A 20,907-nucleotide genomic window follows, 5' to 3' on the forward strand; every position below is an offset into this window, starting at 1 on the left:
CCGGCCGCGCCGGCCGCGCCGGCCGCGCCGGCCGCGCCGGCCGCGCCGGCCGCGCCGGCCGCGCCGGCCGCTCCTAAGGTTCGGCTCACCTCCGAGCTCAACGGCAAGACGGTTCCCAGGATGGGCAGGGTCGTCACCGACCAGGACGGGTACGTGCTCTACCGGCTGGACCTGGACAGCCCGAAGCCGTCCGCGTCGGAGTGCGAAGGCAGGTGCACCCAGGTGTGGCCGCCCGCCTACACCGACGGCGACGTGCGGCTGTCCGGCGTCGCGGAGGAGAAGGTCGGCACGCTGAAGCGGGCCGACGGCACCGAGCAGCTCACCATCGGCGGCTGGCCGGTGTACCGCTACATCGGCGACACCGAGCCGGGCCAGTGGAAGGGCCAGAAGGTCGACAACGTCTGGTTCGTGGTGCAGCCCGACGGCAGGAAGAACCTGAGCTGCCTGCCCAAGGGCACCCCGAAGGCCGTCGCGCCGCCGGACGCCGGTGCCGCGGAGAACGAGGTCGACGAGCCCGACGCGCCGGCCGAGAGCCCGGCGGGGGCTGACAACGGTTCCGGCACCGCCGGATCGGGCTTCAACTTCTGACCCGTCACGCGTACGTCCGATGTGGATGGAGGCCTCAGCTGTGGCGTTGCCAGAGGTCGCGGACCGGATCCCAGCGCTCGCCGAGCCCGTCGCGCCAGGGGGTCTCGAGGTAGGCCGTCGCGCGGGTGTCCGCCTTGCTCCACCAGATGCCGGCCTGGACGACGCCGGCCGGGTCGCGGTAGGCGTACTCGACGTACTCACCGCGGTTGACACCGGACGTGCCGTCGCGTCGCGTCGGCGCGGTCACGCCGGGGGCGAGCGCCCCGGCGTCGAGATTCTGTTGCCGGCGCTGGCCTCGGGCCTGCTCGAGGTCTCCTTCGGAGCTGTAGCGGACGAAGACCACGTCCAGGCCGCCGTACCGGCAGGCGACGCGCCGCTCCTCGCCCGGCGCGGGCGTGGGGCCGCCGGCGTCGAAGCGGTCGCGGCAGCCGCCGATCCACGGCAGCCACGGGTCGGCGAGGTCGGCCAGGTCGCCGTCGACCATGGTGCGGTTGATGGCGTACTGGTTCGCTTCGAAGGGCGCGAGGGGCGCGGTGGCCGTCTCACCGGCGGCCGGCCGGCGGGCGCCGACGCCCACGGAGTAGCCGGCGGGGCCGAAGGCCAGCATCCCGAGCAACAGCCCGAACAGGACGAGCGTGGCCTCGAACCCGCGGCGGCGACGACTGACCCTGACCTTGGGGGCGGGCGGCGCCGCCGGCTTGGGCGGACGCACGGGCTTCGGGGGACGCACGGCCTTCGGCGGCCGGGCCGGCTTGGGCGCGCGTGGCGGCTTCGGTTGCGGCGGGGTGGCCTGCTGGGGCACGTAGCCGTGCAGGGGTTGGCGGAGCGGACCGCTCAGCGTGGCCTCGATGGCGGGAACGGCGCTCTCGACGGGCTGGGCGACGTCGCGCGGCGGAGCGAGGTCACGCGGCGGGGCGATCTCGCGAGGCTGCGGCACGTCGCCGGGCTGGCGGATCTCGCTGGTCTCGGCAACGTCGCCGGCCTCAGCCGCGTCGTCTTGTTGAGCAAGGTCGGTGCGTTCAGCAGTCTCGTCACGTCCGGCAACGTCGGCGGGTTCGGCCTCGTCGGTGGGTTCAGCGGGGCCGTCGTGCTCGGCGACGTCGGCACGCTCGGTCGTTTCTCCTCGCTCAGCCACGTCGTCCGCGTCGGCAACGTCGGCAGGCTCAGCCACGTCCTGCGTGTCAGCCACGTCGGCGGGCTCGACCACGGCGGCGGGCTCGACCACGGCGGCGGGCTCGACCACGGCGGCGGGCTCGACCACGGGGGCCGGCTCGGCCACGTCCGCGGGCTCGGCAACGGGGGCGGGCTCGGCCACGTCCGCGGGCTCGGCAACGGGGGCCGGCTCGGCGGGCTCAGCCACGTCCCGGGCCTTGTCGACGGCGGTGGGCTGGGCCGGGTCAAGGGGGCGGGCGATCTCGCGGGGTGGGGTGATCGGGCGCGGGCGGGTGATCGCGCGGGGTGCGTCGGTCTCCGGCGCGGCCTCCGCGGAGCCCGGCTCGGTGCCCTGCGGCGGCGCGGCGGCGGGTGTCGTCCGGGAGCCGGGCAGGGGCGGGGCGACGGTCCGTTCCGGGACCGGGCGTTCGGGCTGTGCGGGCTCTGGAGCCGACCGGGACCGTCCCTCCGGACCAACCGGGTCGTTGCGCATGAGCCGCAGGCTAGCAGCCTTCGCTGGGTGGGATCGCCGTGCTGACGGGGGCGGGGGACCACACTGGAGGCTGGTACCGGTGGGTCGTGCTCGGCCTCGGCGCGGGCGCGCAGCTGGTCGTCGGCGCGTACGTCCAGGGTCTGGCCTCGGTCGGCCCCGTCCTGCGCGACGAGTTGGGCCTGTCGCTCAGCGGCGTCGGCGTGCTGCTCGGCTGTCCGACGGTGGGCATCGTGCTGTGCCTGATCGCCTGGGGACGGGTCTGCGACCGGTACGGCGAGGAGAACGTGATCGGTTTTGGCCTGGCCGGCACCGCGGTCTTCCTGGCGTTCGCGGCGGCGGCCACCTCCGTGGCCGTCGTGGCCGCCACGCTGGTCGTCGCCGGCGCCACCGCGGCCGGGGTGATGGTGGCCAGCGGCAGCGCGATCCTCGCGTGGTTCCCACCCGGGCAGCGCGGGCTGGCGATGGGGTTGCGGGCGAGCGGCCTACCGGCCGGCGCCGCCGTCGCGGCCGCGACGCTGCCGCGGGTGGCGCAGTGGGGCGGCCTGCCGGCCGTCTTCGCGCTGCTGGCCGTGGCCTGCCTGCTCACCGGCACCGTGGTCGCGCTCGGCGTGCGGTCGCCCGGCGCCGCAACGACCGGCGGCCCGCGCGGCGCTGGTCGGGGGGTCCTGACCGACCGCAGGCTGCTGCGCCTGGCGTTGGTCAGTGGCCTGCTGGTGCTGCCCCAGGTCGGCATCACCTCGCTGCTGCTGGTCTGCCTCGTCGACCACCGCGGTGTCTCGATGGCGCCGGCGGCGGCCGTGCTGACCTGCGCGCAGGCGCTGGGTGCGGCGAGCCGGCTCGCGGTCGGCCTCTGGTCCGACACGGTCGGCTCGCGGCTGCGCCCGCTGCGGTACATCGCGGCCGGCACCGTACCCCTGGCCGCCCTGGTCGGCGCCGTGGTCGAAGCGCCGATCCCGATCCTCGTCGGCGCGCTCCTGCTGTTCTGCGTGACGGCCGTGAGCTGGAACGGTCTGGCCTTCGGCGCGGCGGGCGAGATGTCCGCCCCGGACCGCGCCGCGACGGCCATGGGCCTGCAGAACACCGCCATCTTCGGCGGCGGCGCGCTGGCCCCACCGTTCGTGGCGATGGTGGCGGACACCGTCAACTGGCCCGCGGCCTTCCTCGTGCTCGCGGTCCCCGCCGCCCTGGCCGCGATCCTGCTGACCCCACTGACCCGCCGTCCGATCCGGACACCCGAAGCACATCCACAGTCGCCCGCGCGGCTGATCACCTTCGGCGCGGACCCCGTGACCACCGGAAGGGCGGCGGCATGAACCCCAGGTCGCGATTCCTGGCAGCAACCCTGACCTGCCTGATCGGCGCCTCCTCGCTCGCCGCGCCGGGCGTGGCCCACGCCGCCGCCCGATGCGGTCCGAACGTGGTCGATCCGCTGGCCGAGGCGCCCTGGCCACTCACCCGGCTACGCCCGGACCTGGCCTGGCCCCTGAGCACCGGCGTGGGCGTGAAGGTGGCTGTCATCGACTCGGGCGTCTCCGCCAACCATCCGGCCCTGGCCGGCAAGGTCCTGCCCGGCCACGACTTCCTGACGGACGCCAACGGCAGCAACGGCAACGAGGACAACCGCACTGACAACGACAACGGGGGCAACGCCAACGGCGATGGCAGAGACGGCGACGACGACCGCGACGGCAACGGCAACGACGGCGACGGCAACGGCAACGACGGCGACGGCATCGGCAACGGCAGCGACGCTGGCGGCAGCGACGGCAACGGCAACGATGACGGCGCCGGGAGCGACGACAACGGCGACGGCAGCGGGAGCGACGCCGACAGCAACGGTGACGGCAGTGGCGACAGCAACGGCGATGACAACGGCGATGACAACGGCAATGGGAACGCCAACGGCAACGGCGATGTGGGGGACGGCGACGACGGCGGCGCTGACGGCAGCGGTGATGGCGCTGGTCTCAGCGTCCGCGGCGGTGGTGACGGTGGGTGTGACGAGAACGGGCATGGCACCCTGATCGCGGGCATCATCGCGGGCGGGGAGACCGTCAGTTCCGGCTTCCGGTTCCACGGCGTGGCGCCCGGCGCGCGGATCGTGCCTATCCGCGTCCTGCGTGACCAGCGCCGGTCGGTCGAGCCCGGCCTCTCCGGCGACATCGCCGACGCGATCCGGCTGGCCGTCGACGAGTTCGACGCCGACGTGATCAACCTTTCGCTGACCACGCCGCCCACGGCCGAGTTGGCCGCGGCCGTCGCCCACGCGATCGACGAGCGGGTCGTGGTCGTGGCCGCGGCCGGCAACACCGGGGAGTCCGGTGTGGAGTCGGGTCGCCCGACCTATCCGGCCGCGTACCCCGGCGTGCTCGCCGTCGCCAGCGTGAACGCCGAGGACCGACACGTCGCCAGCTCTACCGCGGGTGACTTCGTCGACGTGGCCGCGCCCGGTGAGCGGATCGCCGGGCCCGCGCCGGCCGGCGGCGGCTATCTGTTCAGCGCCGAGGGCGGCACCAGCTTCGCGACCGGGTACGTGTCGGGCGTGGCGGCGCTGATCCGCGCGTACGACCGCGGACTGTCGCCCGCCGAGGTGGCGGACCGGATCGTCCGGACCGCGGACCATCCCAGCGACCTGTGGAACGCCGAGGTCGGCCACGGCGTGGTCAACCCGGTCCGCGCGGTCGGCGCACTCGACGCACCGGCCGCTGCCGCCGCGGGAGAGCAGAGCGTGCGCAACGCCCCGCCGCCACCGTCACCGCTGGGCGCCGTCAGCACCACCGCCGTGGTCGTCGCCGTCCTCGGCGTCGCGCTGGCGCTGCTGATCCTGGCCGCCGTACCCATCGTCCGGCGTGGACGTCGCCGGGCCTGGCGCGCGGCGGGCCGGTGATAACCTCGGGCAGCCGACGTACGGAGGTGCAGACGTGACCAGTGGCTTCTGCCGCGTCACGGTCGTCGCCCCGCGGAGTCGGGTCGATCTCGCGCTGCCGGCCGACGTGTCGTTGGCCGACCTCCTGCCGACCCTGCTCAGCTACGCGGGCGACGACCTCGCCGACGACCCGGCCGCGCGCGACGGCTGGGCGCTGTCCCGCTCCGCCGGGCCGGCGCTGGACAGCTCGCGCAGCCCGGCGCAGCTCAACGTGCGCGACGGCGAGCTGCTCTTCCTGCGGCCGCGCGGCGGTGAGGCACCGCTGCCCGTCTTCGACGACGTGGTGGACGCCGTCGCCACGGCCGCCAACGCCCGGCCCGGCCGGTGGAACCGCGCCACGACACGGGCTTTCGGCCTGGCTTTCGGGGTCGCGGCCCTGCTCGGCGGTGCGGTGGTGGTGCTGCTCGCGGGCCCGCCGCAGCTGCCCGGCGGCCTGGCCGGTCTCGTGCTGGCCGCCGCGCTGCTGGTCGCCGCCGTCGTCGCCGCGCGGGCCTTCGGCGACGCCCGCACGGCCACCGTGTTCGCGCTCGTCGCCGTCGTCTACGCCGCGGTCGGCGGCCTGCTGGTGCTCGCCGGTGATCTCGGGATCGGCGACCTCGGTCCGCCGCACGTGCTCGTCGCCGGGACGGCTGTCGTGCTGGTCGCGGCGGCCGCGGCCGTCGGTGTCGGCGCCGCCGGGCCCGTCTTCCTCGGTGCCGGCGTGGTCGCCGTGGCCTTGCTGTTCGCGACCGGGGTCCGGCTGTTGTTCGACGTCGGCACCGCGGCGGCCGCGGCGGTGACGGTGACCGTCGTGTTCGCCATGCTGCCGCTGCTGCCGATGTTCGCCTACCGGCTCGGCCGGCTGCCCGTGCCGTCGGTGCTGAGCGAGCGCGAGCAGGTGCGCCAGGACGAGCAGTCGGTCGACGGGCCCGACATCTTCGCCCGCGCCGACCGGGCCGACGCGTTCCTGGCGGCCATGCTGGGCGCGCTGGCCGTCATCGGCGCGGCCGCGGCGGTCGCGGTCGCCGGCGACGGCGTACGCGGCCTGGTGCTCTGTCTCCTGCTCGGCCTGACGATGCTGGCCCGGGCACGCTGGTTCGCCGGCCTGGCACAGCGACTGCCGTTGCTGGGCGCCGGCGGGGTGGCCCTGGCCGCCGCCGCGGTCGCCGCGTTCACCGACCTCGGGCCGCTGGGCCGCCTGACGGTCGTGCTCGGCGCGCTGCTCGCGGTCGCCGCGATCAGCGTCGCCGCCGCTGTCGCGCGGGACAGGCAACGTTCGCCGTTCTGGGGCCGTACGCTGGACATTCTCGAGATGGTCCTGATCCTCGCGATCTTCCCGATGGCGGCGTGGGTCAGCGGGCTCGTCGCCTGGATCCGCTCCGTCCGCGGCTAGGCGCGGCCCCGCCGAACCCGTAGGACGCCTAAGGCTGGGCTTCAGCCGAACAGTCGGCGTTCGGTCGCGGTCGGCATCAGCCGGACCAAGCGGATCGCCCCGCCGCCGAGCGCCGCGACCATGTCATTGTCCATCGTGGTCAGTCGCTGGAGCCAACCAGGATCGATCGGGTACGACGAGGCGAGCAACTCCGCTTCCACCGCCGAGAGCCGCTGCACGAGCAGCAGGTCGACGCCGGCCAACACGGCGAGGCTGGCCGCCGTGAGCTGCGGCAGCATGGTCAGCTGGGTCGGCCAGGGGCCCGCACCGCGAGCGGAGGCGTCGTGCTGCGTCGCGCCCACGTCACGCAGCCACAGTTCGGGCCGGCGCGCGCTCGCCGGCGGGCCGCCGGGGGACGAGCGGCGCCACACCACCCGCTCGCCGGTGCCGCCGGCCGCCTCGTCCAGCGCCAGCCAGTGCGCCGCGGTGGCCAGCGTGCCGGTCCGCGCCGGGTCGACCGCGTCCACGGCCTCGACGGAAACGGACGCGCCGTGGCCGAGGCACCGGAACACCAGCACCTGTGCGGCCCACCAGCCGCCGACGAAGGCCACCCGCGTCGGCTCGGGGCGGAACAGGTCGAGCAGCACGGGCCGGTCGGCCGGATCGAGGCCCAAGGCAACCCCGGTCTCGCCGAGGGTCACCGCGAGCCGGTCGAGCACCTCGTCGGCCAGCCGGCCGCGCGGTGCGATGGTCTTCGGCTCGCTGCCCGGCGTCACAAGGCCCCCAGTCCCATGGTGGCCCCGGTCGGCGCGGTCGCGTACACCGCCGGTGCCTGCTCGCCGTCGAGCCGGACCAGGCGGATCCCCGCGCCGCGCGCACCCGCCAGCAGTTCCCGGACCGCGGTGTCGATCGTGTCGTGGCCGGCGGCGACGCGCACGACGGTGCGGGCGGCGGCCGAGCCCCGGTCGAAGGTGACGGCGACGCTGACGTCGCCCGCGGCGACCGCCCGCGTCAGCACCTCGAGCGGATCGGCGTGACCGGCCGCCCACGCCCGCACGGCGAAGCAGACGTGCGCCAGGTGCCGCGCCTGCCAGCGGGACCAGCGCTCGGTACCCGCCTCGTCCGACCCGCACGCGTACGCGACCGCCTGCCGCAGACCCGGTCCATCCAGGACGGTGTGCGCGACGCCGAGGTCCGCGAGCCCCGACGCGACGCGGGAGACGGCGGCGGTGAGGGCCCGGTGCACGCCTGCCTCGCCGCCGCCCCGGTCGGCCGCCAGGTCCCGCGCGTCGCCGCCGGAAAGCCGCACGGCGATCCAGACGTCGCGCGGCGGCGGCACGGCCAGCGCGCTTCGCAGCTCCAGATAGGACCCGGTCGCCGGCACCCGCGCGTCGGCTGGGGCCGGCGCCGACTGTCGCACCACGACCTGCAGGTGGCTCGCGGGGAACGCGTCCTCCGCGGCCAGGGCCGCGAGCCAGTCCAGTCGCAACGGCCGGCCGGCGCGCGGCGACAGCCCGTCGGGCGCGCGCACCGCCACCGCCGCGAACCAGCCCAGCTCGTCGCGGCCGACGCCGGTCGCGCCGCCACGATCGGCGACGGTGGTCGTTGCCGGCACAGGGATGGGTGCGCGGGCGGCGGCGAGCCCACCGGCCCGCCGGCGCGCCAGCCGCAGGCGGGCACCGATCGCCTCGTACGGCCAGCGGCCACCGAACCGGGCGAGCGCGGCGGCCAGCAGCACCACGACGACGGCAACGGCCACGATGCCCGGTGCGGGAGTCAGGGCGTACGCCGCGGCCGCGACGGCGAGGACGGCGATCTCGATCACGACGAGTTGGGCTGTGCCGAACCGGCCAGCGGGTCGACCGGCAGCCGGAAACTCAGGCATGGCCGGTAGTTTACGCGCCGACGGTATATTGACCGGGAACGCGGAGTGGGGTGACGATGCGCAGCCGGCGGGAACAGCTTCAGGCATACCGGTTCCTCATCCGCCGGATCGTCTCCGCGTCGCTGGCCGGCGAGCCCGAGACCAACGAGCTGCCGATGCGACGCTACGGCCTCGCGGTGGTCGGCGGCATCGCCGTCGCCGTGCTGCTGCTCGCCGGCGTCGGCGTCTACGGCCTGCTGCGACCCGGCGGCAGCCGCCCGGTGGAGAACGCGATCATCGTCGAGCGGGAGACGGGCGCGAAGTTCATCTACACGGAAGGCCTGCTGCACCCGGTGCTCAACTGGACGTCGGCGGTGCTCGTCCTCGGGCAGCCCCGGCCGGCGGTGCGCACCCTTTCGCAGAGCTCACTTCGGACGGTCCCGCGCGGCCTGCCGATCGGGATCGCCGACGCGCCGGACACGTTGCCGGGCAAGGCGTCTCTGATCGGCCTGCCGGTCAGCGTCTGCAGCGCGCGCCGCGCGGCCACCTCGGTCGACCGTGCCACGCACCTGCTCGTGGGCCGGGCGCCCACCGGCGGCGCCGCGGTCGGCGACGGTGGCCTCCTGGTCACCGCCGGCGACGACCAGCGCTACCTGCTCTGGAGCGACCATCGCCTACGCATCCGCGACAACGGCGTCCTCGCCGCGCTGGGCTGGGCCGGGATCCAGCCGGTCAGCGTGGGCGAGACGTTCCTCAACTCGGTGCCGCCCGGCCCCGACCTGGCGCCGCTCGCGGTCGAGGGTGCCGGTCAGCGGGCCGGCGCGCGGATCCGCGGCGAGCTCACCCTGGTCGGCCAGCTGTTCCGGGCGGCCGACCAGCACTACGTGATGCTCGCCGACGGGTTGGCCCCGGTCGGCGCGGTCACCGCCACACTGCTGCGGGCATCCGGCCGCGCGGTCAACGAGATCTCGGCGCAGGAGGCCGGCGCGGTCTTGGTGGCCACGCCCGCCGAGCCACCGGGCTTCCCGGGCGCGGTCCCCACGGTCCGCGGGACCGAGAGTCCGTCGGCGATGGTCTGCGCGATCTACCGGGACGCCGCGGCGGCCACGGCGATCACCGTCGAGACGTTCGGCGCGACGCCGCCCGAGGTGCCGCCACTGGACGCGCAGGCGACCGCGGTCGGCGGCACCGACGGCGTCCGGGCCGCGGACCGGGTCGCCGTGCCGGGCGGCCAGGCGGCGCTGGTGCGAGCGGCCAACCAACCCGGCGCGGTCTACCTGATCACCGACCAGGGCGTGAAGTTCCCGCTGCCCGGCGCCGACGCCGCCCAGGTGCAGGCGTCGCTCGGCTACGCGGGCGTCACACCGACGCCGGTCCCGGCCGACCTGCTGGCCCTGGTCCCGACGGGCGTCGCACTCGACCCACGGGCCGCCGCGCGCCTGTCGCCACCACCGACCGTCGCCCCGGCCCCCACCCCGGGAAATTAGAACGTCCGGTCGGAAACCGGCTGGCCGCGTGCACTACTTGAGCGGCGGAAGGTCGCCCGCGGGTGCCGGATCCGGCCTCCGTCCCGGCAGCGGCGGCACCGGGTCCGCCGGGTGGTGGTGTGGTAGCGGCGGCACCGGGTCCGCGGGGGCAGCGGGAGTCGGCGCCGGGCGGTTGAGGTCCGCTGCCAGCGCGGGGCCCGGCCAGAAGTGGGGGCTCTTGAACGGGTTGTGCCACTCCTTACCGACGCCCATCGGCGTCGACGTCGGCAGACCCGGCTGGTTCAGGCCGATGCGGTCCGCCTGGATGTTGGCCATCTGGTCCGCCTGCTTGTCGAACGCGTGCTTCGCCAGCTTCGTCGCGGCGATCGCGTTCGCCGTCAGGCGGGCAAAGGTGGCGTAGTCACTGCTGCTCCTGATGATCTTGTAGTCGAACGCCAGGATCCGGCCCAGGAACATCGCGGCCTGCAACAGGATCATGCCCCACGAGTAGAACAGCGCGACCGTCGCGCCGAGGCACACCTGCAGCGAGGCGAAGGCGACGCGGGACATGTCGAAGAGCCGCATCACCTGCGCCAGTTGCGCGTTCGTGTCCTCGACGTAGGCGTCGTAGAAGAGGCCCGCCCACGCGTCCTCCCCGTCGAACGACCCGCGGGCCACCGCCTTGTTGCCGGCCTTGGCGTCCTCGATGACGTGGCTCACCTTGCCGCCCAGGTCCAGCGCGCTGCGCATCACCTGCTGCCACCTGGCGAGGTCGGCGAGCAGACTGTCCTCGACGGCAGTGGATTCGACGACCATCTGGTACGCCTCGCGCATGAACCTGCCGACGTCGGTGAGCGTCTGCGTGAGGAAGCGCATCCAGGACTCCACGAAGTCCGGCACGGCCTCGACATACCTGGCCGCCTGCGCCAGGATCCGCTTGACGAACTCGGGTGAGCTGATCTGCGCCGCCCGTTCCTCGACGGCCGTGACGAAGCCCTTGAGCTGTTCGAGTGCCTGCTTGACCTGTGTCGCGGTCCGGTTGAGGTCCGGGTTCTCGAGGTCCACCCGGACGAGCGAGCTGAAGTCGGTGCCCGGCACGACGAGCGCGAAGCCCGGCATCGCCGACACGAGCTCGCTCAGGTCCAGGTCGGTGATCGTGAGGTTGTCCCTGTTCATCTCGGCGCCTCGTAGAACATGAAGTGGGCCGGGTGGTCGCGGTCCACCGCCGCCGCCATGAGCGCGTTCAGCCGGGTGACGGCTTCCTCGTCGTGCTTCTCGAAGATCGCCAGGTTGATGTGCAGCGCCTGGGCCAACGTCGACCAGATGACCGCGCCGTCGTGGCACTTCGCGGCGACCTTGGCGACCGCACCCCGGTAGGCGCCGATGAAGGTGGCGTACGTCGGTGCGTCCACCCGCAGGTAGCCGAGCCGCGACCCGGCCACCGTCGCCTCGAGCTGGCGCAGCTCCGCGGACAGCCGGTCCCACAGCTCGGCCTGGTTCCGGGTGATCGCCCGTCCGACCGCGACGCCGTCGTTTCCCGCCATCGCGTTCAGTGCTCCTCGAACGTGGAGGGGCCCTCGGCCACCCGGTGGAGCAGACCCAGCATTGCGATCGTCGCGTCCTCCATCCGTCGCGCCGGCGCCGGGCCGGCACGTCCGTTGAGGTCGGCGCGGGCCGATGCGAGCACCCGGTTGAGGGCCTCGGCGAGCTCGTCCGCCGTGTGCTCGGCCGCCCAGCCGGCATCCACAGTGCACGCCAGCGACGAGTCCAAACCCAGGGCCAACGTCACCTTGCCGTACGCGGTGACAGGTTCCGCCTCCGGCGCGCGCACGGCCACGTCGTGCAGGACCGCGTCGAACTCGTCGACGATCGCGTCCATCGACCCCCGCGCGTCCGCCGCCTGGCGCACCCGTGCGCCGAGGTCGTGCAGGAACGGCTCGGGATCGGCATGGGACGGCTCGGCCTGGCCGCTCTGCGCCGAGAGCCACGCCGTCGCCCGGCGCGCGGTCGCCGCCTGATGCGCGTCGACGACCGCCGAGCCGACCGATTCGCTGCCGAGCGTGCGCCGCCAGCCCGCGTCGACCTCGATCCGCTCGGGCAGACCGTCGACGTCGAGCACGACGCGAACCGCTCCACTTCGGTCGGTCGCCGCGATCCGTTCCGGGACCGCGGCCCGGATCCCGGCGGCGGTCTGTTCGCGTTCGGCGACCGCGCGCGCCGCCTCGCGCAGCTCCGGTGTGCGCAGGACGTCAAACATGAGCACCTCCCTCGACGCTAGTGCTGCCGCACCCGGGCGAGCAGCCGTTCGCATTCCAGAACCTCGGGAGGCGTGAGCGCCCGGGCCTCCCGCTCGTACGCCTCCCGCGCGCGGACCTGGGTCGCCCGCAGCAGCCGTGTCACCACCTCGCCGAGCCGCACGTGGTGGTAGTCGCGCAGCGCACCGTCCCGGAACCGGACGTCGAAGACCGCTCCGGACCCCGTCACCCGTACGCTGATCCGGTTGTCGCGGGTGTGGCCCTCGGTCTTGACCGCGGCCAGCCGGCACAGCGCCGGGCCGGTCGCGTCGACGGCGGCGATCGCGTCGCGGGTCATCCGCTCGTACGTGGACTCGTCCTGGGGCAGGTACCGCAGCGGCCCGAAGTCGTCCGTGGTCATGCGCCGGTCACCTCCTCCATCGCCGCCGCGATCGCCGTCCCGGCGGTGAGCTGCGCGTCGGCGACCGCGTCCCGGACGGCCTCCGCCACCACCGCCGGGTCGTGCCGCGCGACCGTCTTCGCGAAGGTCACCTCGACCAGCAGGCCGTGCCCGTCCACGACGGCCGTCACCAGCCGGGCCCGGTCCACACCGCGGTAGGAGGCCGCGAGCAGCCGGTTCAGCTCCGCGTACGTCGCCGCGACGGAGCTCTCCAACGCGGCCAGGTCGGCGCTCATGCGAGCACCCCCGGCGGCACGTCGGCGTTCGGCGCGAACGTCCCGGCCTCGGCGACCAGCTTGTACTCGCCGCGCTGCGCCGTCTCGGACTGGTTCATGGCGGTGCCGGCCATCGGGGTCGCGGCCATCATCGGCGCGGGCGTGCCACCGGTGCCGGCCTTTCCGCCGCCGACCGAGGCGGCCGGTGACGCCGCGGCGGGCGCGGACGTGGCCATCTGGGTCGCCATCTCGGCGACCGACGGCCCGCCCAGCCCCGGCACCCGCAGGCCGCCCGCGCCCGCACCGAACCCGCCGCCGCCCGAGCCGAGTCCGCCTCCGCCCGCACCGAACCCCTGCAACGGCGCGGGATCGGCGCCGGCGAGACCCGTACCCAGGTCGAACCGCGGGTCCTTCACCGGCAGACCCGAGCCGCCGGACGGCAGGTTAGGCACGCTCGGATCGAACGAGGGAGGTGACGGCACCGTGACAGGTGGGACTACGGGTGGGATGACCGGCGGCACGACGGGCGGTGGAGTCGTCGCCGGCTGGGCGATGCCCAGTGCCTGGTTGACGAGGCCCGTGCCGGCTGCCGCACCCGCCGAGGTGAACAGCGACTTCAGTCCCTCGTCGATCGCGGTCTGCAACCCCGACTTCGGCGGGGCGGTGACCGCGGCGGCGGGACCCGCGGCGGCACCGGGCGCACCCGTCGCCGCGTTCGCGCCCGCGAACCGGGTCGGCGGCGTGGCCGGCGCCTTCTTGGGCGGCAGCTCCTCCGGCTGCGACTTCGGGACCCGCACCCGGGTGCCCTTCGGGAACGTCTGCAGCGTGCTGCGATACCCCCGAACGAGCTGCTGGTGTGCCTGCTGGGCCGGCACCTCGAACATCCGCACGAGCTGGGCCACGATCTGCGGCCGCTGCTGCGGCGCGATGTTCGTCCGCGCGACGTCCTGCTCCAACGTCGCCCGCAGCGCCCCCGGCGGCAGCGGTGCGTAGGTGCCGGTCGCCTGGTAGCGCTGCTTCTCGGCGGAGACCCTCGCGTTCAAGGGCTCCGGGACCCGGATCGCCTGGTACGCGTCCGCGAGGTACCGGTGCGACTCCGTGAGCCCGGCGACGATGTTCTTGTGCTGGCCGATGGTGTCCTCCAGCGCACCGCGCAGCTGCTTGAGGTGCGCGCGGAACTCGTCACCACCCCCGCCGGTCCAGTCCGCGGACTTCGTGATCAGGTCGTCGATCCGTCCGATGAGGACGACGACGCCGCGGAACGCGGCCTGCCAGTTCTGGGCGGCCGGCTGGAGATGCGGGTGCGAGCTCGCGGTGCTCACCCCGTCGACGATGCTTTCCCAGGTCGTGTCCATGGTCGGGTCCCGTCAGCGCGGAAGGAGTCTGAGAACCTGCGCCGCGGAGACCTCGATGCGCTCCTCCGCGGTCCTGAACCGGTCGGCGATGGTCGCGATCGCGCCGGCGGTGTAGCGCAGCGACGTCCCCACGTCGGCCAGGTTGGCCGTGATCGCCTGGTGCGTGCTGCTGATCCGGGACTCGATCGCCTCGACCTCGGGCAGCGAGTCGGCGCCCAGCGCGCTGGCCGTGCCGGCCTGCCCGCAGTGGCTCGACCGGTTGGCCTCGTCGAACGACTTCTGCAGCGCCGGCACCATCTGAGCGAGGATCGTGACGTACTCACTGACCTGCCTGAGCTGGTCCACATTGGCCTGCAGGCGCTTGGTGCGCTCCAGCGCCGAGCCGAAGTCGGGCGCGTTTCCGGTCGCCATCAGCAGATCACCCCGTCCGGTGCGTCGTCGGCGCCCCAGGGGGCGTCGTCCTCGGTCAACCAGGAGTCCGCGAGGCGGCCGTCCGTCGTCCGGTCCGTGCGGCCCTGACCGGCGTGGCCACCGAACCCGGTGGCGCCCCCGGTCGCACCGGCCGAAGTCCGGCCGGCGGTGGTGGTGGAGGCGCCGACCCCGGGCAGGCCGGCGCCGCCGACACCGGCCGCGCCGCCGAGGGCAGTGCCCGCCGCGCCGGCGGCACCCGTGAGGGCCGGTCCAGAGGCCCCCAGCGCGCCGGCGCTGCCGAAACCGATGCCACCGGCGCCGGATCCGAGCGCACCCACACCGAACCCGGGCGTGCCCGCGCCCGCCAGTGGTGCGGATCCCGCCCCGGCAAGCCCCGTCACGGCGCCCGGGTCGGTGCCGACCCCGGGCGCGCCGGCGAACGGCGGGCTCGCGAACGGCGGGCTCGCGACCGGCGGGCCCGTGACCGGCGGAACACCGGCCGGCGGGCTCAGCGGCGGCAGCCCGGGCGGTGTCGCCGGTGGAAGAGCCGGCACGGTCGACGCCGTGCCGAGGCCGGTCTGCTTGGTGAACAGCCCGGTGAGATAGTCCGCGGCCATCGTGGTCAGCGCGGTGGTGAGCGCGGCGTCGATCGCCGTCGCCTGGCCCGTGGTCGCGGTGACCTGGGCCGTGAACTGCGCCGCCCACTGCTCGAGCTTGATCATCGCCTTGACGTCGGCCGGCGACGGCAGGCTCTTGGCCCACGCCCGCTGCGCGGTGCTCACCCGGACCACGCCGGCGGGCAGCACGTCGAACCCCATCGACCGCGCCGTGGCGACGATCGCGTCCAGCCGCGCCTTGGTCGCCTGGAGCTGCGTCGCGCCGGCGCTGGTGGTCACCTTGGCCTGCACGACGGAGCCGACGATCCGCGTCAGCCCGTCCCGCACGAGTGCCCTGCGCTGCTCCTGCGCGGTTTTCGTGACGCCGGCCAGGCCGGGCAGCGTCGTCGCGGCGTCGACACCGGCGTTCAGGTTGGTCATGCCGCTGATCGCCCCCTGCAGGGCCTGCACGAGCGCGGTCTCGAACACCGGCGGGTTCGACGCCTCGAGACCGAGGAAGCTCACCATCACGCATCACCCCGTACGAGCCGCATCGAGGTCAGCGGCTGCTCCTGCGCGCCGATCGAGGTGATGGCGGAGTCCTCCTGCCGTTCGTCGCTCTCGGCGAACTGCCTGTTCGCCTTGGCGATGCTGGCACTGTCCTCTTTGAGCTCGGTCACGGCCGTGTTGACCGCGGCGGGCACGAGCTGGCCGACGAAGGTCGTCAGGGCTCTGGTGAAGGAAAAGCCGGCATTCTCGGCCGCCCACTCCGTCGTCACGGGGAACGAGCGTCCAAACTGGTCAGCCAGATCGTCGAGCTGGAACGACTTCTCGGCCAGCTCCGGGTGTGAGACGGCGACGTCGTGGTCCGGTGCGTGCATCTCGTCCTCCAAACGGTGCCACGGCGGGCGCTCGGCGGCCGGATCGACCACCGAGCGCGGCCACCACGGGTCCGGCCTCAGCGCTGGAACAGGGACTGGCCCGCGAGGTCCGCCTTACGGAACTCGTCCTTGGCGCCCCGGATGACGGTCTTGGCGGCGTCCACGGCACGGTTGATCTGGTTGATCGTCTCCTGCATGTCCCGGTGCAGGTCGTCGACGGTGAGCGCGGTGTCACCCGCCCACTGGTTGAGCGGCGCCTTCATCCGCTCCTCGAACTCGCGTACGCACTGGATCAGTTTCTGGCCGGTCTGGTCGAAGAACTGGGCCGCCGCTTCGGCGCCCTGGTACGACATCGACATGCCACTGGAATCGCCAGGGGTGTACGGCATCTCGTCTCTCCTTGGAGTTCGCCGGCCGCGCTACGCGAGGCGGGTGTTGATGTCGAAGTGCCGCTCGAGCTGCGTGCCGGCGTCGGCGCCACGCTCGTTGAGCTGGGTGTTGTCCCGCTGCTGCTGGTCGAACTTGTCGCCAACCTTGCCGAACTCCTGGCCGACGAGCTCCCACTGCTGCCAGAGCTTGCCGACCGCCCGCTCCCAGGCCAGCTGACCCTTGCCGGTCCAGTGCCGGCGAAGCTGCTGCGCCTCGTGCCGGGCCATCTCCAGCTCGCGGTTCAGCGCCGCCTGGGCGCCGATCACCACCTGCATCGCGGCATCAGCGGTCTTTTCGCCGACGCCGAAGTCTGCTTCACCAGCCATGGTCTCTTCCTCCGATGCCGTCCGTCGTCCTTGGGCGGCATGGGGTACGGGACCGCGCGCGCGACAGTTCAACACGGATGAAGAATTGTGGGGACCATCCACTGCGGACGATCAGTCGGGCTCCGCCCAGGCCGTCTGCACGAGGTTGGCGCCGTCGCTGCGGCGCAGCAGCACACCGCGACCCGGGGGCTGCGGGGCGGGCCGCAGGTTGCCCAGCACGGCGCCCTCGTTGGGGTTGCCGGACATCAGGAAGCCCGGGGAGTCGAGATCGGTGAGCTGTCGCAGGATCGGCTCGTACATGGCCCGCGAGACACCACCGCTGCGGCGCGCGAGGATCAGGTGGAAGCCGATGTCGCGGGCCGGTGGCAGCAGGTCGACGAGCCGCTCCAGCGGGTTGCCGCTGCTGGCGGCGACCATGTCGTAGTCGTCGACGATCAGGTAGATCTCCGGGCCGGCCCACCAGCTCCGGTTGCGGAGCTGCTCGGTCGTCACGTCCGGTCCGGGCAGCCGCTCGGTCAGCGCCTGGTGGATCCCGCCGACCATGGGCGCCGTCGTCTGCGCCGACGTCGTGTAGTCCAGCAGGTGGTCGCCCTCGACCACGCCGAGCAGCGTGCGCCGGTAGTCCACGAGCAGGATCTTCGCCTGGTCCGGGGTGTGCCGCGCGACGATCGACCGCGCGATCAGCCGGAGCAGGTTGGTCTTGCCGCACTCGCCGTCGCCGAAGACCATCAGGTGCGGCTCGCTCGCGAACGGCAGGTGGACGGGCGCCAGCCGCGTCTCGTTGAGCCCGATCGGGATGCCCGGCCGGTCCGGCTCGACCACCGCGGCGAGCTCCGCGACGGGCAGCAGCCGGGGCAGCAGCCGTACCGCCGGCGCGGGTTCGTGCGGCCATGCCTCGCGGACCCGGCGCACCAGGTCCGCGGTCGCGGCCGCCAGGTCGTCGGCACCGGTGCGGCCGTCGGCGCGCGGCACGGCGGCCAGGAAGTGCAGCTTGTCGCGGGTCAGGCCGCGGCCGGGCGTGCCTTCCGGCACGTTGGCGGCCGCCCGCCGGTCGATCTCGGAGTCGGTCGGGTCGCCCAGGCGCAGCTCGAGCCGGGAGCCGAACAGCTCCCGCAGGTTGTAGCGGACCTCCGACCAGCGGGTCGCGGTCAGCACGATGTGGACGCCGAACCCCAGGCAGCGCGGGGCGAGCCGGGAGATGATCTCCTCCTGCTGCTCGAACTCCTCGCGCATGGTGCCCCAGCCGTCGACGACGAGGAACACGTCGCCGAACGGGTCGTCGGTGACCTCGCCCCGGGCGCGCATAGCCCGGTACGCGTCGATCGACTCGACCCCGAGCTCGGTGAAGCGCGCCTCCCGCTCGTCGAGCAGCACGCTCACCTCGGCGACCGTGCGCCGGACGGCCTCGACGTTGCGCCGCACGGCCACCCCGGAGGTGTGCGGGAGGCCTTCCAGCGCCCGCAGCGCCCCACCGCCCAGGTCGATGCCGAAGAACTGCACCTCGCGCGGGCTGTGGGTCAGGGCCAGGGCACAGAGCATCGAGCGCAGCAGGGTGCTCTTGCCGGACCGCGGACCACCGACGATGACCACGTTGCCGCCGGCCCCGGCCAGGTCGACCAGGAACGGGTCGCGGCGCTGCTCGAACGGCCGGTCCTCGATGCCCACCGGCACCTGGAGCGTCTCCGCGCCCGCGACGAGACCCCGCCGCGGGTCGGCGACCGGCTCGCCGAGCATGGCGTCCAGCGGCGGTGCGTCGTCCAGCGGCGGCAGCCAGACCCGGTGTGCGGGCGGCCCCTGGCGCAGCCGGTCGACGATGATGTCGAGCATCGAGACGGCGCGGCCCGCCTCCGCACCCTCGTCGGCCACGCCGACCTCGTCGTCGACCGGCAGGTCGGCCGGGATCGGCACGTGGTCGGTGCCGTAGCGGGCGATCCGGCGGCGGACCAGGGCCTGCGCCCTCGGCCCGGACACCACTGCCGGCCGGTACGCGCCCGACACGTACGCGGCCCGGAACCGCTGCATCGGCAGGGTGCCCGCCTTGAGGTAGCCGTGGCCCGGCGCGTTGGGCAGCTCGTACGCGTCCGGCACGCCCAGCACCACGCGGCTCTCCATCGGGGAGAACGTGCGCAGGCCGATCCGGTACGACAGGTGGGTGTCGAGCCCGCGCAGCCGGCCCTCCTCGAGCCGCTGGCTGGCCAGCAGCAGGTGGACGCCGAGCGACCGGCCGAGCCGGCCGATCGTCACGAACAGGTCGATGAAGTCCGGCTTGGCCGCGAGCAGCTCGCTGAACTCGTCGCAGATGATCAGCAGGCTGGGCAGCGGGTCGAGCGGCTCACCGGCGAGCCGCGCCTTCTCGTACTCGTACCGTGAGACGTAGTTGCCCGCGGCCCGCAACAGCTCCTGGCGGCGCACCAGCTCGCCGGCGACCGCGTCCTCCATGCGGTCCACCATCGACAGCTCGTCGGCGAGGTTGGTGATGACCGCGCTGGTGTGTGGCAGCACGTCCAGCGACGCGAACGTCGCCCCGCCCTTGAAGTCGACGAGGACGAGGTTGAGCTCCTCGGACGAGTGGGTGACGGCCAGGGAGACCACGATGGTACGCAGCAGCTCGCTCTTGCCGGAGCCGGTCGCCCCGATGATCAGGCCGTGCGGCCCCATGCCGTCCTGTGCCGCCTCCTTGAAGTCGAGCTCCACGACGGCGGAGTCCGGGCTGATGCCGAGCGGGATGCGCAGCCGGTCGCGCTCGGGGCGGCGCTGCCAGGTCCGGGTCGTGTCGACCGCGCCGGCGTCGCCGAGCCCGAGCAGCTCCGGCAGCTCCATCACCCGGGCCGTCGCCTCGACGCTCTCGACGTGCTGGGAGAGCCGGTGCGGGGCGAGCTGGCGGGCGAGGCCGGTGGCCTGCTCGACGGTGAGCCGGTCGGGGACGCCGAGGGCCAGCGTGCGGTCACCGCGGTCGGCAGAGAGAGACTCCGCCGTGACGTCGAGGGCGAGCAGCCAGCGGCCCGCGTCACGCGGGACGGTGCCGGCGAGGTCGAGTACGGTCACGCCCAGCACGCCGGCACCGTGCAGCTGCGAGGTGGCCGGCACGTCGCCGCCGTCGAGCACGATCACCAGGTGCGGCGCGGTCGTCAGCGGCTTGGCGTCCGGCGAGTGCCGGGGGCGGATGGCGAGCTCCTCGCGGAACGCCGCCTCGAGCGCGGTCGTCGACTCGAAGACCAGCCGCGTCGCGCCGGCTCCGTCGACGACCCGGTCGTCCTGCGCGTGCGGCAACCACTTGACCCAGTCCCAGTCGGCCCGCCGCTCGGCCGCGGTGACGACCGCGACACGCAGGTCGTCCGGCGAGTGGAAGGTGGCGAGCTGGGCCAGCAGGGCCCGGCTGAGCCCGAGCAGCGGCCCGCGGTCGCCGCGCAGCGCGACCCGGCTGAACGAGCGGAGCTGGATCGCCAGCGGCAGGTCCGGCACGACCGAGTGTGCCCGGACGAAGCGGCGCAGCGCGATCGCGGTCAACGGTTCGAGGTCCTCGACCGGCCGGGTCTCCGGCGGCACGATCGTGACCGCGAGCCGCTGCGTGCCGACGGCCAGCCGGACCTCGGCGAAGTCGTCGTCGGTGGTGCGCCGTTCCCAGAGCCGGCGGGACGCGGCGACCGCCCACAGTGCCGTGGGCGCCGGGTGCCGCCACAGCAACGCGGTGCGCTGCTGCGCGGCCGCGCCCCGGGCCTGCCGGCGGGCCTGGGCCAGGTAGCGCAGGTAGTCGCGGCGTTGCGCGTCCACCTCGGCCCGGGTGTTCTGGCCGGAGCCGCCCATCGAGGTCATCGCCATGCCGAGCATGGACAGGCCGAACAGGCCACCGACCACATAGGTCAGTGTGCCGCCGCCGCGACCGGAGTAGAGGATCGCCATCGCCGCGACGCCGGCCACCATCGGCACGATCATCAGGAGCTGCAGCGGGCTGCGGGGGAGTGGGTCGGACAGCTCCGGCGGCGGCTCCAGCGTCAGTTCGCCGCGCGGCAGGGCGGGCGGTGGCTGTCGGGGCGGCCGGCGGAACAGGGCGGTCCCCGCGACGCCGTCACCGCCGCCGGAGCGGGGTCCACCGTCCAATACCTCCACGAGCGGCGATGCTATACGCGTCGCGGGCCTACCGTCTTCTCGTCGCCTGGCCG

Annotated in this window: 20 protein-coding genes; 5 read left to right on the forward strand and 15 right to left on the reverse strand. The window is 74.2% G+C overall.

Translation table 11 applies throughout. The features are described from left to right. The coding region (locus tag Asi02nite_RS16445) for a COG4315 family predicted lipoprotein (protein WP_203713848.1) at positions 1–588 on the forward strand (588 nt) is incomplete at its 5' end. A 34-nt stretch (positions 589–622) separates the two neighbouring features. Here the strand turns inward: Asi02nite_RS16445 and Asi02nite_RS16450 are convergent. Next, positions 623–2,233 (reverse strand): hypothetical protein, encoded by a 1,611-nt coding sequence (locus tag Asi02nite_RS16450; RefSeq protein ID WP_203713850.1) that lies wholly within the window; start codon positions 2,231–2,233, stop codon positions 623–625. An 86-nt stretch (positions 2,234–2,319) separates the two neighbouring features. Between Asi02nite_RS16450 and Asi02nite_RS16455 the strand changes: the two genes are divergently transcribed. Genes Asi02nite_RS16455 through eccD form a run of 3 tightly spaced genes read left to right on the forward strand, consistent with a single transcriptional unit; the run spans position 2,320 to position 6,531 of the window. Continuing rightward, positions 2,320–3,546, forward strand: coding sequence for an MFS transporter (locus tag Asi02nite_RS16455; protein WP_203713852.1), 1,227 nt, complete (start codon positions 2,320–2,322; stop codon positions 3,544–3,546). Beyond that, on the forward strand, positions 3,543–5,120 hold the full coding sequence (locus tag Asi02nite_RS16460; protein ID WP_203713854.1) for a S8 family serine peptidase: 1,578 nt from the start codon (positions 3,543–3,545) through the stop codon (positions 5,118–5,120). The genes Asi02nite_RS16455 and Asi02nite_RS16460 overlap by 4 nt, the downstream gene beginning before the upstream one ends. Before the next feature lie 34 nt (positions 5,121–5,154). Then, entirely contained in the window at positions 5,155–6,531 is a 1,377-nt protein-coding gene (gene eccD / locus Asi02nite_RS16465) for a type VII secretion integral membrane protein EccD (RefSeq protein ID WP_203713856.1), read from the forward strand. A 41-nt stretch (positions 6,532–6,572) separates the two neighbouring features. On the opposite strand, the gene Asi02nite_RS16470 is transcribed toward eccD, so the two are convergent. Next, positions 6,573–7,286, reverse strand: a complete 714-nt coding sequence (locus Asi02nite_RS16470; RefSeq protein ID WP_203713858.1) for a hypothetical protein — start codon at positions 7,284–7,286, stop codon at positions 6,573–6,575. Further along, positions 7,283–8,395 (reverse strand): type VII secretion protein EccE, encoded by a 1,113-nt coding sequence (locus Asi02nite_RS16475; protein WP_203713860.1) that lies wholly within the window; start codon positions 8,393–8,395, stop codon positions 7,283–7,285. The genes Asi02nite_RS16470 and Asi02nite_RS16475 overlap by 4 nt, the downstream gene beginning before the upstream one ends. Positions 8,396–8,451: 56 nt before the next feature. Between Asi02nite_RS16475 and eccB the strand changes: the two genes are divergently transcribed. Then, positions 8,452–9,861 carry a type VII secretion protein EccB gene (gene eccB / locus Asi02nite_RS16480; RefSeq protein ID WP_239126766.1) on the forward strand — a complete coding sequence of 470 codons (1,410 nt, stop codon included), beginning with the start codon at positions 8,452–8,454 and terminating at the stop codon, positions 9,859–9,861. Between the two features lie 33 nt (positions 9,862–9,894). Here the strand turns inward: eccB and Asi02nite_RS16485 are convergent, their stop codons facing one another. From Asi02nite_RS16485 to eccCa, 12 genes are all read right to left on the reverse strand, one after another. Further along, positions 9,895–11,016: a zinc ribbon-containing protein gene (locus tag Asi02nite_RS16485; protein ID WP_203713864.1), complete on the reverse strand. Its 1,122-nt coding sequence runs from the start codon at positions 11,014–11,016 to the stop codon at positions 9,895–9,897. Continuing rightward, complete coding sequence (locus tag Asi02nite_RS16490; RefSeq protein ID WP_203713866.1) at positions 11,013–11,384, reverse strand: hypothetical protein; 372 nt, start codon at positions 11,382–11,384, stop codon at positions 11,013–11,015. Before Asi02nite_RS16490 ends, Asi02nite_RS16485 begins: the two co-directional genes overlap by 4 nt. A 5-nt stretch (positions 11,385–11,389) precedes the next feature. Continuing rightward, a complete protein-coding gene (locus Asi02nite_RS16495; RefSeq protein ID WP_203713867.1) occupies positions 11,390–12,097 on the reverse strand; it encodes a hypothetical protein in 708 nt (235 codons plus the stop codon). A 17-nt stretch (positions 12,098–12,114) separates the two neighbouring features. Continuing rightward, on the reverse strand, positions 12,115–12,495 hold the full coding sequence (locus tag Asi02nite_RS16500; protein ID WP_203713868.1) for a hypothetical protein: 381 nt from the start codon (positions 12,493–12,495) through the stop codon (positions 12,115–12,117). Then, positions 12,492–12,770, reverse strand: a complete 279-nt coding sequence (locus tag Asi02nite_RS16505) for a YbaB/EbfC family nucleoid-associated protein (RefSeq protein ID WP_203713869.1) — start codon at positions 12,768–12,770, stop codon at positions 12,492–12,494. The genes Asi02nite_RS16500 and Asi02nite_RS16505 overlap by 4 nt, the downstream gene beginning before the upstream one ends. After that, complete coding sequence (locus Asi02nite_RS16510) at positions 12,767–14,104, reverse strand: hypothetical protein (RefSeq protein ID WP_203713870.1); 1,338 nt, start codon at positions 14,102–14,104, stop codon at positions 12,767–12,769. Before Asi02nite_RS16510 ends, Asi02nite_RS16505 begins: the two co-directional genes overlap by 4 nt. 12 nt (positions 14,105–14,116) lie before the next feature. Continuing rightward, positions 14,117–14,515: a hypothetical protein gene (locus Asi02nite_RS16515; RefSeq protein ID WP_203713871.1), complete on the reverse strand. Its 399-nt coding sequence runs from the start codon at positions 14,513–14,515 to the stop codon at positions 14,117–14,119. Continuing rightward, a complete protein-coding gene (locus tag Asi02nite_RS16520; RefSeq protein WP_203713872.1) occupies positions 14,515–15,639 on the reverse strand; it encodes a hypothetical protein in 1,125 nt (374 codons plus the stop codon). Before Asi02nite_RS16520 ends, Asi02nite_RS16515 begins: the two co-directional genes overlap by 1 nt. Continuing rightward, the gene (locus Asi02nite_RS16525; protein ID WP_203713873.1) at positions 15,639–16,043 is read right to left on the reverse strand and encodes a hypothetical protein; all 405 of its coding nucleotides are present in this window, start codon (positions 16,041–16,043) and stop codon (positions 15,639–15,641) included. Before Asi02nite_RS16525 ends, Asi02nite_RS16520 begins: the two co-directional genes overlap by 1 nt. 26 nt (positions 16,044–16,069) lie before the next feature. Further along, positions 16,070–16,381: a WXG100 family type VII secretion target gene (locus Asi02nite_RS16530; protein WP_203713874.1), complete on the reverse strand. Its 312-nt coding sequence runs from the start codon at positions 16,379–16,381 to the stop codon at positions 16,070–16,072. Positions 16,382–16,411: 30 nt separating this feature from the next. Then, positions 16,412–16,747 (reverse strand): hypothetical protein, encoded by a 336-nt coding sequence (locus tag Asi02nite_RS16535; protein ID WP_203713875.1) that lies wholly within the window; start codon positions 16,745–16,747, stop codon positions 16,412–16,414. Positions 16,748–16,858: 111 nt separating this feature from the next. Beyond that, positions 16,859–20,854: a type VII secretion protein EccCa gene (gene eccCa, locus Asi02nite_RS16540; protein ID WP_239126758.1), complete on the reverse strand. Its 3,996-nt coding sequence runs from the start codon at positions 20,852–20,854 to the stop codon at positions 16,859–16,861. Positions 20,855–20,907 lie beyond the last annotated feature (53 nt).

It is taken from the genome of Asanoa siamensis (genome assembly GCF_016862555.1).
Classification (GTDB): Bacteria; Actinomycetota; Actinomycetes; order Mycobacteriales; family Micromonosporaceae; genus Asanoa; species Asanoa siamensis.

Coding starts and splice junctions, on each gene's coding strand:
- Asi02nite_RS16450 (WP_203713850.1), bottom strand. CDS start 2,233: ATGCGCAACGACCCGGTTGGTCCGGAGGGACGGTCCCGGTCGGCTCCA.
- Asi02nite_RS16460 (WP_203713854.1), top strand. CDS start 3,543: ATGAACCCCAGGTCGCGATTCCTGGCAGCAACCCTGACCTGCCTGATC.
- Asi02nite_RS16475 (WP_203713860.1), bottom strand. CDS start 8,395: ATGCCTGAGTTTCCGGCTGCCGGTCGACCCGCTGGCCGGTTCGGCACA.
- eccB (WP_239126766.1), top strand. CDS start 8,452: ATGCGCAGCCGGCGGGAACAGCTTCAGGCATACCGGTTCCTCATCCGC.
- Asi02nite_RS16485 (WP_203713864.1), bottom strand. CDS start 11,016: ATGAACAGGGACAACCTCACGATCACCGACCTGGACCTGAGCGAGCTC.
- Asi02nite_RS16490 (WP_203713866.1), bottom strand. CDS start 11,384: ATGGCGGGAAACGACGGCGTCGCGGTCGGACGGGCGATCACCCGGAAC.
- Asi02nite_RS16495 (WP_203713867.1), bottom strand. CDS start 12,097: ATGTTTGACGTCCTGCGCACACCGGAGCTGCGCGAGGCGGCGCGCGCG.
- Asi02nite_RS16500 (WP_203713868.1), bottom strand. CDS start 12,495: ATGACCACGGACGACTTCGGGCCGCTGCGGTACCTGCCCCAGGACGAG.
- Asi02nite_RS16505 (WP_203713869.1), bottom strand. CDS start 12,770: ATGAGCGCCGACCTGGCCGCGTTGGAGAGCTCCGTCGCGGCGACGTAC.
- Asi02nite_RS16510 (WP_203713870.1), bottom strand. CDS start 14,104: ATGGACACGACCTGGGAAAGCATCGTCGACGGGGTGAGCACCGCGAGC.
- Asi02nite_RS16515 (WP_203713871.1), bottom strand. CDS start 14,515: ATGGCGACCGGAAACGCGCCCGACTTCGGCTCGGCGCTGGAGCGCACC.
- Asi02nite_RS16520 (WP_203713872.1), bottom strand. CDS start 15,639: ATGGTGAGCTTCCTCGGTCTCGAGGCGTCGAACCCGCCGGTGTTCGAG.
- Asi02nite_RS16530 (WP_203713874.1), bottom strand. CDS start 16,381: ATGCCGTACACCCCTGGCGATTCCAGTGGCATGTCGATGTCGTACCAG.
- Asi02nite_RS16535 (WP_203713875.1), bottom strand. CDS start 16,747: ATGGCTGGTGAAGCAGACTTCGGCGTCGGCGAAAAGACCGCTGATGCC.